This window comes from Sphingomonas sp., assembly GCF_035490575.1.
Taxonomy (GTDB): Bacteria; Pseudomonadota; Alphaproteobacteria; order Sphingomonadales; family Sphingomonadaceae; genus Sphingomonas.
In genome coordinates this window covers 1-15,541 of the sequence record NZ_DATJLI010000066.1, presented here as the reverse complement: position 1 = coordinate 15,541, position 15,541 = coordinate 1, and the positions used below count along the sequence as shown (strand labels likewise).

Genomic DNA, 15,541 nt, shown 5'->3' with positions numbered 1-15,541 from the left:
GATAAGGGGCGCGGCGCGGCGGGTTTTAACGCCCGCCGCGCAGCCACTGCATCACCATCGCGCGGATGCGCCCGCGATGTTCGGACAGCGGCCCTAATATGCCGTGGCGTTCGGGGGGCAGATGTTCGAGCGGGTGGCGATCGGGCCGGAACACATAATGGTCGAAAAACGCCGCCCATGCCGCCCGCTCCCCCGGCGGTCGTTCGGCAACCGCAGCCATCGCCAGCATCATCGCCGTAAAGGGCGTGTCCGGCCCGGCGGCAAATGCATCCCACCAGTAATTGACCAGCAGGTTGACGCGGCCCCGTGCCTCCACCTGATGCCACCATAATTTGGGCATGTAGAGCGCGTCGCCGGGCGACAGGTCGGCGACCAGCGCGCGGTCGCGCCACGCCTCGAACCGGGGATAGCGCGGATCGCCCGGTTGCGAACCGACCGCCAAGCCGACCGGCTGGCCCGCCATGGTATGGTCGATCGGCCCGACATACAGGTCGCCGATCGCCTCTGGCGGGAACAGGGTGAAGCGGCGCTCGCCCGCGATGCAGCAGGCGATGTTGTCGAAGCGGTCGTGATGACACGCCACGGTCGATGCGGTGCCGATCCACAGTCGCGGCGTAACCTGTGCCGGCGGCCAGGGCAGCGCATTGCTCGCGGCGAAATCGGGAAAATAGCTGTCGGCGGGCAGCGAGCCGAGATACAGGTCGCCCGCCCCGGATTGCGCCGCGCATTCGGCAATCGCGGTCAGCGCCGCGCGGATCGGCATCAGACGACGTTCGAAATTGAAGCCTTCCAGCCCCTCGCCATAATGGTATCGTCCGGCGATGTCGGCGCGCCCGGCAAACGCCTCGGCCGGGCGGTCGCTGGCGAGGGCGGCGAGATAGGCGAACAGCGCATCGTCCGACCTGCGCGCCGCGACCGTTACCGGCCAGTCGCGACACGCGCCCTTCAGCACCACCGGACGACAGGCGCGCGCGACGCGTTCGGCAAAGGCCGATTCGTCTGCGACGGCCGATGCCTCGATCGCGTCGACCGGGGCGGTCATCCCGCCGCCAGCCGTTCGTTGCGGCGGCGCGCCAGCCGGGCGACCTGTCGCAGCGATTGCGACATGATATAGGCCGCCTGAAGATGGCCCGCGCGGAACAGCGCCAGCGCGGCGGCATCGTCCAGTTCGCCCAGCGAATCGAGGCTGATCGTGTAAAGCCCGGCCAGGTTCAGGCGTTCGCCGTCATCGAAGTCGAGCGAAACGTCGATCGCCTCGACCAGCTTGTGCGCCAGCATGGCGTCGACAAAGGCCTGCGTCGCGTCCATTCCCGCCTTCAGCCGCCCCAGCGTTCGCGTCATGTTGACCAGTGCCGGCGCGGGACGGCCATCGCGTTCGAACATGGGTTCGCCCGCCGGATCGGCAAAGCGCGGATCGCCCGCGTCGATCGCGATCTGCTCCCCCGACACGTAGAAACCGCGCCGCGCCCAGTCGAGCGGGTCAAAGGTGCCGCTGCGCTCGGCCGTGTCGACCAGCACCGCCTCATCGGCTTTGAATCCCAGCATCGCGCCGACATAAAAAGCACCAGTTTCAGGCGATTTGGTGAGGAATATCGGGCAGATGCTGGCAGCGCCCGCCAACTCGTCAAGAACGATCTGCACGAAATGCGGCGGCGGACCCGATGGCGGTCCCAGGCGCAATTCGGCGTGATCGCCGGCGTTCAGCAGTTCGATCGTGCTGGCGGTCATCGATCCACCTCTCCCTTTTTTGTTCCGGCCGTGGCCGGTTTGCAACAGTCGCGCACCAGACCGACAAATCCGATTGTCGCCAGCCCGAAAAGTCGATATCGATAGCGCTACCACGCCAGGTGACGGCGGAAAAGCATAACGGCCAACGGGCCGTAAGCGACGGACAAGGTCGACAAACGATCGGCCAGGTCCGTGTATCGAGTGGACGGGAGAGGAGCTTATGAAGGGGTTTACCCGCAATAAATTTGTTACCGGTATCAATGGCGGCGCACTGCGCGGCCTGCTGACCGGTGGTGCCAGCCTTGCCGCGATCGCGCTTGCGGCGCCCGCAATGGCCCAGACCACGGATGTGGAAACGACCGCCCCGGCCGAGCGTGATGCAGTGCCCAGCGCCGATGCTTCTGCCACGCAGGACATCATCGTCACCGGCATCCGCGGTTCGCTCCAGCGCAATCTGGATATCAAGCGGACCTCGCCCGGCGTCGTCGACGTCATCTCGGCCGAGGATATCGGCAAATTCCCCGATTCGAACGTCGCTGCCTCGCTTCAGCGCCTGCCCGGCGTGTCGATCAACCGGTCGGGTTCGCGTGGCGAGCCGCAGGGCATCACTGTTCGCGGCTTTGCCGGCGACTTCAACGAAACGCTGATCGACGGTCGCCGCCTTGCGACCTCGTCGGGCGGTCGCTCGGTGGACTTCACGACGGTCGGCTCGGACTTCGTGGGCCAGCTCGCGGTGCTCAAGACGCCCGACGTGACGCTGTCGTCCAACTCGATCGGCGCGACGGTCAATATCAGCTATCCCAAGCCCTTCGACAAGATGGGCGACCGCGTGGCGATCACCGCCAGCGGATCGTATCAGGACGAATCCGAATCGCTGGTGCCGACGCTCGGCGCGCTCTTCAGCAAGACGTTTGCCGGCGACACGATGGGCATTCTTGCCAGTGCGATCTACACCCGCCGCGACACCCAGACCAATCGCGTCTTCGTCTCCGGCTGGCAGGGTGGCCTGTTCGCGCCGTGCCAGCTTGCCGGTTCGACCGCGACCGCCTGTGCGCCCAACGCCGCCAGCACGGATCCGACCCAGGTGCCGAGCGAGATCGGCTGGTATGGCCAGCAATATGGCGCCGACCAGCGCTATACCAAGGACGAGCGCATCGACGGGCGCCTGGCGTTCCAGTGGCAGGCGAGCGATGCGCTGCTGCTGACCGTCGACAACAATTACTCGCGCCAGACGATCAACAGCGACGCCTATGGCTTTGGCGTGTGGTTCAATCAGGGCGACCTTCGCAACGTCGAGCGCGACGAGAACGGCACGACGATCGACTTCACCCAGGCGGGGACGCCCAGCGACTTCACGTCGAACACCACGAGCCAGCTTCGCGAGACCAATCAGGTCGGCGTCAACCTGAAGTGGAACCCGACCGATCGCTGGAACTTCGAACTGGACGGCGCCTACTCGCTGAGCAAGCAGAATCCCGATGACCGCATCGGTGATGAAAACGGCAACATCGGTTACGGCGGCACGCTGGGCACGACGCTCGGCATGCGGGTCGAGGGCGACAGCCGCAATGCCTTCCCGGTGCTGACGGCGTTCGGACCCAATGGCGACGGTTCGCGCTTTATCGATCCGGCGATCCTGGGCAGCCACGTCACCGTGCGTTCGAACCAGCGCAACCGCGACGAAATCAAACAGGTGCGGTTCACTGGCGGATGGGACGGCGACCAGATCAAGCTGAAGGCGGGCGGTCAATATACCGAGGACCGCTTCCAGCTCGAAAACCGCAACACTTTCGTCAATAATTTCTGGCAGGCCTATGCCGGCTACGGCACGCCATCGGGCCGCACCACCGGCGTGCCGATCCCCCAGAGCCTGATTTCCGGCCAGATCAACACCGGAAGCTGGATCCCCGGCTTCTCGGGCGCGCTGCCCTCGCCGCTGCTGGCTTATGACGCGCGGTCATACCAGACCTATCTGGAAAGCTTCGGCAATCCCTATGCCCAGAACGTGCCGGGCTTCAATTATCCGGACCCCGCCGGCTCCGATGGCCTGCTCGGTTATCGTGGCACGCTGGACCTGGCGCTCGATCCGGGCAGCGTGCAGGACATTCGCGAAAAGACATGGGCGCTTTATGCCCGCGCCGACTTCACCGCGGATCTCGGCGCTATGCCGTTCCGCCTGAATGCGGGCCTGCGCTACGAGAACACCGACATCACATCGAGCGGCCTTGGCCGCGTGCCGGTGTCGATCACGGGTAGCACCGCCGATCCGACGCTGCTGACGCTCGCCTTTTCCGACGTGCAGGCGGTCAGCACGGACAGCAACTATGATTATTTCCTGCCGAGCGTCGATGCGAAGCTGGAACTGACCGAGAATCTGCACATCCGCGCGGACGCGTCGCGCACGCTGACGCGACCGACGCTGGGCACACTGACGCCGGTGCTGAACGTGGGCGCGGGCCAGCGCGTCGGCGCGCTGACCGCGACGGGCGGCAATCCGACGCTGCAACCTTACCTGTCGTGGAACTACGATGCCGCGATCGAATGGTATTATGCGCGCAACTCGTATGCGGTGGCCAACTTCTTCCTGAAGGACGTGTCGAACTTCGTCGTCGCGGGCACGTCGCAGCAGACGATCAACGACGTGATCGATCCCACGACCGGACAGGCGGCGGTGTTTACCGTCGCGCAGAACGTCAACGGACCGAGCGCGGTCGTGCGCGGCGTCGAGCTGGCGCTCCAGCATGTGTTCGGCGACACCGGCTTCGGCTTCCAGGCGAATGCCACGTTCGTTGAAACCAACAGGCCCTACGATCCCAGCGACCTGTCGCTCAGCGGCTTTGCCGTGACCGGGCTTGCCAATTCCGCAAACTTCGTCGGATTCTATGACAAGAACGGCTTCCAGATCCGCGGTGCGGTGAACTGGCGCGACGAGTATCTGCTCCAGTTTGGCCAGGCGCAGAATAATTCGCGCTTCGGTGCCGAGCCGACCTTCGTGAACGAAGCGCTCCAGGTGGACCTCAGCTCGAGCTGGGACTTCACGCCCAACACCAGCGTGTTCGTGGAGGCGCTCAACGTCTTCAACGAGACGCAGAGCACGCGTGGTCGCTTCTCGAACCAGTTGCTTGAGGTGTCCGCTTACGGCCGGCGCTTCACCGGGGGCTTCCGCTTCCGCTTCTGATCCCCGACTGGGGCCGGGGACATTGTTTCCCGGCCCCTTCTTTTTCAGGTAAAGGGACGGCATGGCCGGGCCTGTTCGAAACATCGTGATCGTCGGCGGCGGGACCGCCGGGTGGCTGACCGCAGGCGTGATCGCCGCGCGTCACAAAAGCCGGATCGAAGCCGGCAGTTTCAGCGTCACGCTGGTCGAATCGCCCAATATCGCGATCATCGGCGTGGGGGAGGGCACCTGGCCGACGCTTCGCACGACGCTGGCCAAGATCGGGGTCAGCGAAACCGATTTCTTCCGCGAATGCGACGCGTCCTTCAAACAGGGCGCGCGGTTCCAGCGCTGGACCACCGGCGCGGTCGACGACGCTTATTACCACCCGCTGATGCTGCCCAAGAGCTTCGCACAGGTGAACCTGGCGCCGCACTGGCTGGCGGCGAATGACGATGCCAGTTTTTGCGACGCGGTATGTCCGCAGGGGCGCATCTGTGACGACGGGCTGGCGCCCAAGACGATCGCCACGCCCGAGTTCGAGGCGGTTGCGAATTACGCCTATCACCTGGATGCAGGCAAGTTCGCCGATTTCCTGACCCGGCATTGCACCACCAGGCTGGGCGTGCGCCACGTGCTGGCCGATGTGCGCCATGTCGCGATGACCGAAAATGGCGATATCGCGCATCTGGACACCGAGCAGGCCGGGGTGATCGACGGCGACCTGTTTGTCGATTGCACCGGATTCCGGGCGCTGCTGATCGGGGGCGCGATGGGCGTGCCCTTCCGCCCGCTGAACGACGTGCTGTTCTGCGACACGGCGCTGGCGTTGCAGGTGCCGCACGCGGATGAGGACAGTCCGATCGCGTCGCACACCCTGTCGACGGCGCAATCGTCGGGCTGGATCTGGGACATCGGCCTGCCGACGCGGCGCGGCATGGGTTATGTCTATTCCAGCGCCCATATCGACGATGACGCGGCGGAGCGTGAATTGCGCGCCTATGCCGGTCCTGCCGCCGATCATCTGACGGCGCGCAGGATTGCGATCCGCGCGGGGCACCGCGAAACCTTCTGGAAGGGAAACTGCGTCGCGGTCGGACTGGCCGCCGGTTTCCTGGAGCCGCTGGAAGCATCGGCGATCGTGCTGATCGAATTGTCGGCCAAGCTGATCGCCGAACAGATGCCGCAGCGGCGCGAAGTGATGGACGTGATCGCCCGGCGTTTCAACGACACGACCCATTATCGCTGGGGCCGGATCGTCGATTTCCTGAAGCTGCATTATGTGCTGACCAAGCGTGACGACAGCCCGTTCTGGCGCGACAACCAGCGCATGGACAGCGTGCCCGACCGGCTGCGCGACCTGCTCGACCTGTGGCGCTGGCAATCGCCCTGGTATCATGACGAGTTCGACCGGGTGGATGAGGTGTTTCCGCCCGCCAGCTATCAATATGTCCTGTATGGCATGGGATTCCGCACCGAGGTGGAGCCGGAAGCCTTGTCGGCGGAAACCCGCGCGGCCGAACGCGCGATCCGCGAGAACCGCAGCCAGACCGAAAAGCTGCTGGCGGGCCTGCCACGTCACCGCGACCTGATCGACCGGATCCGAACGCACGGGTTGCAAGCCGTCTGAACCACGGGTGCAACGTGTCGCTTGTTGGGTGGGGGTCGCCATGATAGCGATACCAGCAACGATAAAAGATCGAATGAGGGGATGAGCCGATGGGGGCGACTGCGCGGGCAACGGGCTGGCTGGTAAGTGCGGTAATCGCCACGGCGATGGCGGGCGGTGCTGCGGCGCAGCCGGTGATCGAGACACCGATGAGCGCCCATGCCGTCCTCCAGCGCGACCGCCCGATCATCGTCACCGGCCGCGCCGACCCGAACGAGGCGCTTCGCATCGCTTTTGGCGACCGCACCGTGCAGGCAAAGGCTGGCCGCGACGGGCGCTGGCGTGCGACGCTGCCCGCAATGGCGGCGGGCGGGCCGTATCGCCTGACCGTAACCGGCGCTGATGGCGCGGCGGCGACGATGGACGACCTGCTGATCGGCGATGTCTGGCTGTGTTCGGGCCAGTCGAACATGGAATATGAAACGCGCGCGACACTGAATGGGGGCGGGATCGTGCGCGGTTCGGCCGATCCGCAAATCCGCCTGCTCAGCATGGAACAGCGCGTTGCGTTCGGTCCCGACGCGCCGCTCGACAAGCGTCCCGAATGGGCCGCCGCCGCGCCCGAGACGGTGGGACCGTTTTCAGCGGCCTGCTACCTGATGGTCAGGCAGTTGAAGGCCGACCGCAACGTGCCGATGGGTGCGATCGATTCGAGCTGGGGCGGCACCCAGATCCGGCCATGGATCGCCAGTGCCGATGCCGCGAAGCTGCCCGGCATGGGCGAGGACGCCGCGCTGCTCGCCCTGTATCAGCGCGACCAGTCGGCGGGTGTCGCTCGCTTTGCCGAACGGTGGGGGACGTGGTGGCGCAAGCTGTCGGGCGATGCCGCCGGACAGGAACCGTGGAACGCCCCCGACCGGCGGCAGTGGCAGCCGGTGCCCGGCTTTGGTCCGTGGGAAGCATGGGGCGTCGCCGAAACCGCTGACCTGAATGCGACCCTATGGTTCCGCAATCGCTTTGCGCTCGACGCGGTGCGCGGCGATGCGGTGATCGAACTGGGCGGGATCGACGAGCTGGACACCGTGTGGGTCAACGGTATCGCGGTCGGCTCCAGCTTCGGCTGGGGCAGTGCGCGGCGCTACACCATTCCGGCCAGCGCGCTGAAACAGGGGGATAATGTCGTCGTTGCCGCCGTGACCGACGGCTATGGCCCCGGCGGCATGTTTGGCCCGGCCGATGCGATCCGCGTGGTGCCGGCGGGCGGCGCGGCGATCGCGCTTGGCACCGGGTGGCAATACAGCATCGTCACCCAACCGGGCGGCGTCGATGTGCCGCGCGTGCCGTGGGAAAGCCATGGTGGCCTGTCCACGCTGTATAACGGCATGATCGCGCCGTTGGGTCCGATCGCGCTGAAGGGGGTCGCCTGGTATCAGGGCGAGTCCGATGTCGGCAAACCCGGCTATGATGCGCGCATGGCCGCGTTGATGGCGGGGTGGCGGCGGCAGTTCGGAGTCGCCGACCTGCCGTTCCTGATCGTCGGGCTGGCCAATTTCGGCGCGCCGCCGGTGGCCCCGGTCGACAGCGGCTGGGCCGTGGTGCGCGAGGAGCAACGCCGCGCCGCGTTGAACGACGGTCATGCCGCGATCGTCACCGCTATCGACATCGGGGAGCGCACGGATATCCATCCGGCGAACAAGAACCTGCTGGCTGACCGGCTGGTGCGCGCGGCATCGGTGCTGGCTTACGGCGACACAAAGCCTGCTTCGGGTCCGATGATCGCATCGGCGGCAATGCAGGGCAGCGACGTGGCATTGCGGTTCCGCGACGTGACCGGCGCGCTGAGCGCATGGAGCGCGGCGGGACCGATCGGGTTCGAACTGTGCGACGACGCGGGCTGTCGCTTTGCCGAAGGGCGCGCATCTGGCGACACCGTGGTGCTGAAGGGCGATGGACGCCCGGTGACGCGGGTGCGCTATGCCTGGGCCGATTCGCCGGTGGTCAACCTGTTCGACGCCGCGCCGCTGCCGGTCGTGCCGTTCGAAATCGCCGTCGGTGCCGCCGATGCACGCTGAGGTGCGATGCGCCGCGCAACCTGAATCACGCAATCAACAAGGGAATTGACGACATGACGAAGCGCGCGATGGCGTTCGCCTCGGCGATGGCGCTTGCACTGGCGATCCATGGTGGCGCCACGGCGCAGCAACGCCCGATCACCGTGGGCGAGAAGGAATATTATCGCGCGCCCGCCGCGCAGATGCTGGTGTTCGCCAACCGGCCCGACCTGTTCGCCGACGCCAAGATCGCCGGGATCGAGATCATTCAGCAGGAAAGGCGCATCGCGACCAATGGCGATGTGCGCCTGTCGGCGACGCCGGGTCAGTGGGATCCGGCCGCCCGCGTCGTCGACCGCCGCGTCGATCGCGCGACGGGCGTGATCGAGGTCGATCTGGAATATCCGGATCGCGATTTCCGTTACACCGTCCGCACCGAACCGGCGGGGCCGTCATCGGTGCGGGTCAGCGTTGTCCTGCCCGCCGCACTGCCGGCGACGCTGGCCGGAAAAGCGGGGTTTACACTGGAATTTCTGCCCTCGGCCTATTTCCATCAGGGCTATCTGGCCGATGGCCGCCCCGGCATCTTTCCGCTGCATCCCTCGCCCACGATGGAGCGCACCGACACGCGCAACCCTGCCAGCGGGCGCAGCGACGGCCCTGGCGCCGAACCGCTGCCGATGGCCGAAGGGCAGATGTTCGTGCTGTCGCCCTCCGACCCCGCGACGCGCGTGACCGTGCGCGCCAATGGCGGGCAGATCGGCCTGTATGACGGGCGGGCGCAGGCGCAGAATGGCTGGTTCGTGCTGCGCGGACTGTTGCCCGAAGGACGCACCGGCCGCGTGCTCGACTGGACGGTCGAGATGACCAGCGTGCCGGGCTGGACCCGCGCGCCGGTGATCGGCCATTCGCAGCTTGGCTATACGCCGGGCGAAGCCAAGGTCGCGACGATCGAGCTGGACGCGGCTGATCGCGCCGCCGGTTCCGCCCGCCTGATCCGCATCGGCGCCGATGGACGCGAAAGCGTGGCGGCGCAGGGCGCGCCCGAGCGCTGGGGCGATTATCTGCGCTATCGCTATCACCGGTTCGATTTCTCGAAGGTGCGCGAACCGGGCCTCTACCTGCTGGAATATGGCAAGACGCGCACTGCGCCCTTCCGCATCGCCGACGATATCTATGCCGATGCATGGCATCCGTCGCTGGGCGTTTTCCTGCCGGTGCAGATGGATCACATGTTCGTGAACGAGGCTTACCGTGTCTGGCACGGCGACCCGCACCGCGACGATGCGCGCCAGGCGCCGGTCAACCACGAACATATCGACCTGTATCGTCAGGGGCCGACCACCGACACCAGGTTCGAACCGGGTGAGCATATTCCGGGCCTGAACATGGGCGGCTGGCTGGACGCGGGTGATTTCGACATCCGCACCCAGACGCAATATGCCGTCGTCCGTTCGCTGGTTCGCAGCCACGAGCAGTTCGGCATCGCGCGCGACACGACCAGCGTCGACTGGACCAATCGCCGCGTCGAGATTCATGTGCCTGACGGTTCGCCCGACATTCTGCAACAGATCCGACACGGCGCGTTGCAGTTGCAGGCACAGTTCGATGCGGTGGGTCACGCCATCCACGGCATCGTCGAGCCGGATGTGGGGCAATATACGCATCTGGGCGATGCTTCGACCAAGACCGATGGGCTGGTCTTCGACGCCGACCTGAAACCCTATGAAGTCAAAGGCGGGCGCAGCGGCACGCCCGATGATCGCTGGGCGTTCACCAGTAAGGCGTCGGCGCTGAACTATGGCTCGATCGCGGCGCTGGCGGCGGCGTCGCGGGCGATGAAGGGCTATGATGACGCGTTCGCCGCGCGCGCGCTGGAAACCGCGCAGCGCGTGTGGGCGGATGAGGATGGCCGCGCGCCCGATACCTTCCGCCACGGCAACACCACTGGCGGGCCGATCGAGGTTGAACGCTTTGCCGCCGCGGTCGAACTGCTCCAGGCGACGCGCGACCAGCGTTATGCCCGCGCGATCGAGGATCTGGTGCCAAAGCTGGGCGACCGGCTGGCAGGCGACATGGTGACCGCGCTCGACGCGCTGCCGCTGATGCCCGCCAGCTATCGCACCGCGCTGGAGCAGCAGGCGCGGGCCTGGGCGACGCGCGCGGCGGGGTTCGCCAAGGCCAACCCATATGGCGTGCCGATCGGCGAGGGCGGCTGGGCCGGCAATGGCGGCGTGATCGCGTTCGGCCTGACCGCCTATCGCCTGCACAAGGCGTTCCCCGACATCGTGCCTGCGCGGCACGTGTTCGATGCGCTGGCCTATATCCACGGCAATCATCCGGGCAGCGACATTTCGTTTGTGTCGGGCGTCGGCACCCGGTCGAAGGAAGTCGCCTATGGCAGCAACCGCGCCGATTTCAGCTATATCGCGGGCGGCGTGGTGCCCGGTGCGCTGATCGTGAAGCCCGATTTCCCGGAGAACAAGGAAGACTGGCCGTTCTTCTGGGGCGAGAATGAATATGTCGTCGATCTGGGCGCTGATTACATCGAACTGGCAAATGCCGCCGACACGCTGTCCAAGGGGCGTTGATCGACACGCGGCCTGAACGCCGATAAGCCGGTTCGCGCCGCCACAGCCGGCGGCGCGAACCGGAGGGCGGAACTGGTGGTCGCAAGCGTATTCGACCTGTTCAAGATCGGGGTCGGCCCGTCATCGTCGCACACCATGGGACCGATGACGGCCGCGTGCGATTTCGTCGGATCGCTGGACGAGCTGCCGGTGCGGCGCATTGCCGTCGACCTGTATGGCTCGCTGGCGCTGACGGGGCGGGGCCATGCGACCGACCGCGCCGTCATTCTGGGCCTGTCGGGCTGTCGTCCCGCAACCGTCGATCCCGACGCGATCGAGGGGATCGTGGCGCAAGTGTTCGACGAACGCCGCGTGGCGTTGCCCGGCGGCGGCTTTGCCGCGTTCGATCCGGCAAGCGACCTTGGCTGGCGGATGTTCGAGCGGCTGGACTTTCACTCCAACGCGATGTGCCTGCGCGCGTTCGACGCCGATGATGGCGTGCTGGCCGAGCGCACCGTTTATTCAGTGGGCGGCGGCGCGGTGGTGGAGGCCGATGCGGTGCGCGGCAATGCCGCACCGGCGATGATGGACGATCCGCCGCACCCCTATTGTTCGGGCGTCGACCTGCTGGAGCGCGCCCAAACGCTGGGTTCGATTGCCGAGGTTCAGCGCGCCAACGAACTGGCCGCGATGGACGCAGGGGAATTGTCCGCCCGGCTGGAAAATATCGCCCAAGCGATGCGTGACTGTATCGACCGCGGGCTTCGCACCCACGGCATCCTGCCCGGTGGCTTGAGGGTCAAGCGCCGCGCCGCGCCCGGTTTTGAGCGGCTGATGGCCCGGCAGGAGCGGATGCTGGCCGATCCGCTGTCGGTCATCGACTGGGTGAACCTGTGGGCGCTGGCAGTGAATGAGGAGAATGCCGCCGGTGGCCGCGTCGTCACTGCGCCCACCAATGGCGCGGCGGGCATCGTGCCGGCGGTGCTGCGCTATTATGAACGCATGGTGCCCGGCGCGAGCGCGCACGGGACCGAGGATTTCCTGCTGACCGCATCCGCCATCGGCAGCCTGTTCAAGGAGAACGCTTCGATCTCCGGCGCGGAGGTGGGGTGCCAGGGTGAAGTCGGTGTCGCCTGTTCGATGGCGGCGGCGGGGCTGTGCGCGGTGCTGGGCGGCACGCCCGAACAGGTCGAAAACGCCGCCGAGATCGGCATGGAGCATAATCTGGGCCTGACCTGTGACCCCGTCGGCGGGCTGGTGCAGGTGCCGTGTATCGAACGCAACGCGGTCGGCGCGATCAAGGCGATCGAGGCGGCGCGGCTGGCGTTGCTGGGCGACGGCACGCACCGCGTCAGCCTGGACGAAGTGATCGAGACGATGCGGAAAACCGGTCTCGATATGGGGGAGAAGTATAAGGAGACCGCGCAGGGCGGACTGGCCGCCAATGTGGTCGAGTGTTGAACGAGAATACACGGCCCGGCCTTGCCACGCTGATCGGATTTGGGGCGGGGGATTTTGCCTGCAACCTGTATTGGCAGGGCATCACCCTGTATCTGTTGTATTTCTACACCGAAGCATTGCGGCTGCCGCCAGCGGTCGCGGGCGCGGTGTTCATGGGTGGGGCGATCTGGGACGGGCTGGCCGATGTCGCGGTGGGCGTGGCGGCGGAGCGGTCGCGGCGCGGCTATGCATGGTTCGTCGGCTGGGGCGCGATACCGCTGGCGCTGGGCTTTCCGCTGGCGTTCATGGTGCCGCCGCTTTCCGGCGCGGCGCTGGTGGCGTTCGCCTGTTTCAGCCAGTTGGCGCTCCGCACCCTCTATGCCGTCGTCAACGTGCCCTATGCCGCGTGGAGCACGCGCATTAGCGACCGGAGCGCCGACCGAACGCGCATCGCCGGGTTACGCCTTGCATTCGGCGCGGCGGCGGCAACGGGGGTGGCGCTGGGCTTTCCATGGGCGGCGGCACGCATCGGCCATGCCGGGGCGGCGGCGATTTGCGCCGTGCTGGCGACGCCGATCCTGATCGCGATCGCCGCGCGGGCGCCCGAACACCGGGTGCGGGCCGAGCAGGCAACGCCCCTGCCGCTCGCCACCATGCTGACCGGGCTGAGGCGCAACCGCGCCTTTGTCACGCTGGCGCTGGCGTTGGTGGCTGCCACGATCGCGGGCACGCTGACGGGCCAATCGGTGCTCTATTATTTCGCGCGTGTCACAGGCGATGCAGCGGCAGGGCCACGGGCGCTAGCGGTCATGGCGGTGGCAGGCGCGGTCGGGGTGCCGGTGTGGACCGCGATTGCGCTAAGGATCGGCGCGCGCGCGACATGGTTGTGGAGCGCGTCGGCGGGGCTGGTACTGATCGCCGCTTTCGTATTGGCGGGGCGGACCTTGGCCATGCCCTACCTGGCGGCGATGCAGTTCGTGCTGACGGGCCTGTTGCTGGCGGGCTGGTCGCTATTGCCCGACAGCGTCGATGTGGGGGAGGGTGCGACCGGCATCCGGGTGGAGGCGCCCGCATTCGGCGTCGCCGCCCTTGTCCAGAAACTGGCGATGGCGGCGGCGGGGCTGATGCTGGGCGTCACCTATGACCTTGGCGGCTATGCGAGCGGCGGCGGGCAGGGCGCGATCACGGGGCTGATGATACTCGGCCCCGCGGCCGCGCTTGCCTTGTCGATGGTGGCGATCGGGGCGAACCCGATCAGGCGAGCATGAACTCGCCCGCCACGCCCTCTGCCTGCGCCGACGGGGCGATCCACAGGCGGAAGCGGCCCGGCTCCACCGTGCGCTTCAGGTCGGTGCCGATGAACAGCAGGTCGTCGCGCTTCAATGTAAAGGCGACGCGCTGCGATTGGCCCGGGGCCAGGCGAACCTTGCGGAACGCCTTAAGCTCGCGGACGGGCCGGGTGATGCTGGCGGTCACGTCCTGCACGTAGAGCTGCACAACCTCTTCGGCGGGGCGCGGGCCTGAATTGGTGATCGTGGCGGCCACTTCGATACTGCCGCCCGACGTCAGCGTCGCGCCAGCGCCCTCCAGTCCGGCATAGGCGATCCGGCCATAGGTCAGGCCGTGGCCGAAGGGGAAGCGCGCCCGATTGAGCGTTTCGCGATACCGCGCCTTATATGGCTGCAACTCGTCGCTTTCATTGGGGCGGCCGGTGTTTTTGTGGGCGTAGTGATAGGGTTGCTGCCCGCTTTCGAACGGAAAGCTGACGGGCAGGCGCGCTGACGGTCCCTCGACCCCGAACAGGATGTCGGCGGTCGCCGGGCCGCTTTCGGACCCCAGGAACCAGGTGGCGAGGATGGCGGGCGCGTCCAGCACCGCGCCGTGCAGCGCCAGCGCGCGACCGTGGCGCAGCGCGACGACGATCGGCTTGCCGGTCGCGGCGACCGCTTCGGCCAGTGCCATCTGCGGGGCGGGGATGACGATGTCGGCGCGCGATTGTGCCTCCCCCGACATGCCCTGTCCCTCGCCGATTGCCAGCACGACGATGTCGGCGGCCTGCGCGGCGACGACGGCGGCCTCGATCCCGCCGGGCAATGCTTCCTCGATCCCCGAACCGTCGGTCGCGGTGACGAGCGCAGCGTCGGCGACGGCGGCGCGCACGCCGGTCAGCAGGTCGATCGCTTCCGCATCGGTGCCATAGACGTTCCACGGACCGATCAGCTCGCGCTTTCCTTGCGCGAACGGGCCGATCAGCGCGATCCGCTTGCCCGAGCGCGGCAGGGGCAGCAGGTCGCCGTCATTCTTGAGCAGCACGATCGACTTGCGCGCGGCTTCGCGGGCGAGCGCCAGATGCGCCTTGCTGCGGATGCGCGTCTTTTCGCGGCGCGGGTCGATGCGGCGGAAAGGATCGTCGAACAGGCCCAGCCTGGCTTTCAGCGCCAGCACGCGGCCTGCTGCTTCGTCCAGCCGTTCCATCGGCACTTCGCCCCTGGCGATCAGATCGGGCAGATGGCGGATGTAGAAGCCCGACTGCATCGACATGTCCACGCCCGCGAGGAAAGCGAGCTTCGCGGCTTCCCGCTCATCGGCGGCAAAGCCGTGGGCGATCAGTTCCATGTCACCGGTATAGTCGGACACGACCAGCCCGTCCCACTGCCATTCGTCGCGCAGAATGTCGCTTAGCAGCCATTTATTGGCGGTGGCGGGCACGCCCGACAATTCGTTGAACGCCGCCATCGTCGTCACCGCACCGGCATCGAACGCCGACTGGAAGGGCGGAAAATACACGTCGCGCAGCGTGCGTTCGGAAACATCGACGCTGTTGTAATCCATGCCCGCTTCCGCTGCGCCATAAGCGGCGAAATGCTTGGCGCACGCCGCCATCGCGTCGTCGGCGGTCAGCCCGCGACGGCCCTGAAAACCGCGCGTGCGTGCCGCCGCCATGATCCGGCCCAGCAGCACATCCTCGCCCGCGCCCTCGATCCCG

9 protein-coding genes are annotated in these 15,541 nt (G+C 66.8%); 6 read left to right on the top strand and 3 right to left on the bottom strand.

Features of this window, described 5'->3' with window-relative positions; genetic code table 11:
• Positions 1 to 25: 25 nt before the first annotated feature.
• Positions 26 to 1,042, bottom strand: a complete 1,017-nt coding sequence (locus VL973_RS05045; protein WP_325282940.1) for a cupin-like domain-containing protein — start codon at positions 1,040 to 1,042, stop codon at positions 26 to 28.
• Entirely contained in the window at positions 1,039 to 1,728 is a 690-nt protein-coding gene (locus VL973_RS05040; protein WP_325282939.1) for a SapC family protein, read from the bottom strand. The genes VL973_RS05045 and VL973_RS05040 overlap by 4 nt, the downstream gene beginning before the upstream one ends.
• 220 nt (positions 1,729 to 1,948) lie before the next feature.
• On the opposite strand from VL973_RS05040, the gene VL973_RS05035 reads away from it, so the two are divergent.
• The 6 genes from VL973_RS05035 (at position 1,949) to VL973_RS05010 (ending at position 13,823) form a co-directional block, all read left to right on the top strand.
• Positions 1,949 to 4,906, top strand: a complete 2,958-nt coding sequence (locus tag VL973_RS05035; protein WP_325282938.1) for a TonB-dependent receptor — start codon at positions 1,949 to 1,951, stop codon at positions 4,904 to 4,906.
• 61 nt (positions 4,907 to 4,967) lie between these two features.
• Positions 4,968 to 6,515 carry a tryptophan halogenase family protein gene (locus VL973_RS05030; RefSeq protein ID WP_325282937.1) on the top strand — a complete coding sequence of 516 codons (1,548 nt, stop codon included), beginning with the start codon at positions 4,968 to 4,970 and terminating at the stop codon, positions 6,513 to 6,515.
• A gap of 89 nt (positions 6,516 to 6,604) precedes the next feature.
• Entirely contained in the window at positions 6,605 to 8,566 is a 1,962-nt protein-coding gene (locus VL973_RS05025; protein WP_325282936.1) for a sialate O-acetylesterase, read from the top strand.
• Between the two features lie 53 nt (positions 8,567 to 8,619).
• The gene (locus VL973_RS05020; protein ID WP_325282935.1) at positions 8,620 to 11,136 is read left to right on the top strand and encodes a glycoside hydrolase family 9 protein; all 2,517 of its coding nucleotides are present in this window, start codon (positions 8,620 to 8,622) and stop codon (positions 11,134 to 11,136) included.
• Between the two features lie 75 nt (positions 11,137 to 11,211).
• Positions 11,212 to 12,576, top strand: a complete 1,365-nt coding sequence (locus VL973_RS05015; RefSeq protein ID WP_325282934.1) for an L-serine ammonia-lyase — start codon at positions 11,212 to 11,214, stop codon at positions 12,574 to 12,576.
• Complete coding sequence (locus VL973_RS05010; protein WP_325282933.1) at positions 12,573 to 13,823, top strand: MFS transporter; 1,251 nt, start codon at positions 12,573 to 12,575, stop codon at positions 13,821 to 13,823. Before VL973_RS05015 ends, VL973_RS05010 begins: the two co-directional genes overlap by 4 nt.
• On the opposite strand, the gene VL973_RS05005 is transcribed toward VL973_RS05010, so the two are convergent.
• Positions 13,810 to 15,541, bottom strand: a 1,732-nt coding sequence (locus VL973_RS05005) for a glycoside hydrolase family 3 C-terminal domain-containing protein (RefSeq protein WP_325282932.1), incomplete at its 5' end; no start/stop codon positions are given. The genes VL973_RS05010 and VL973_RS05005 overlap by 14 nt on opposite strands.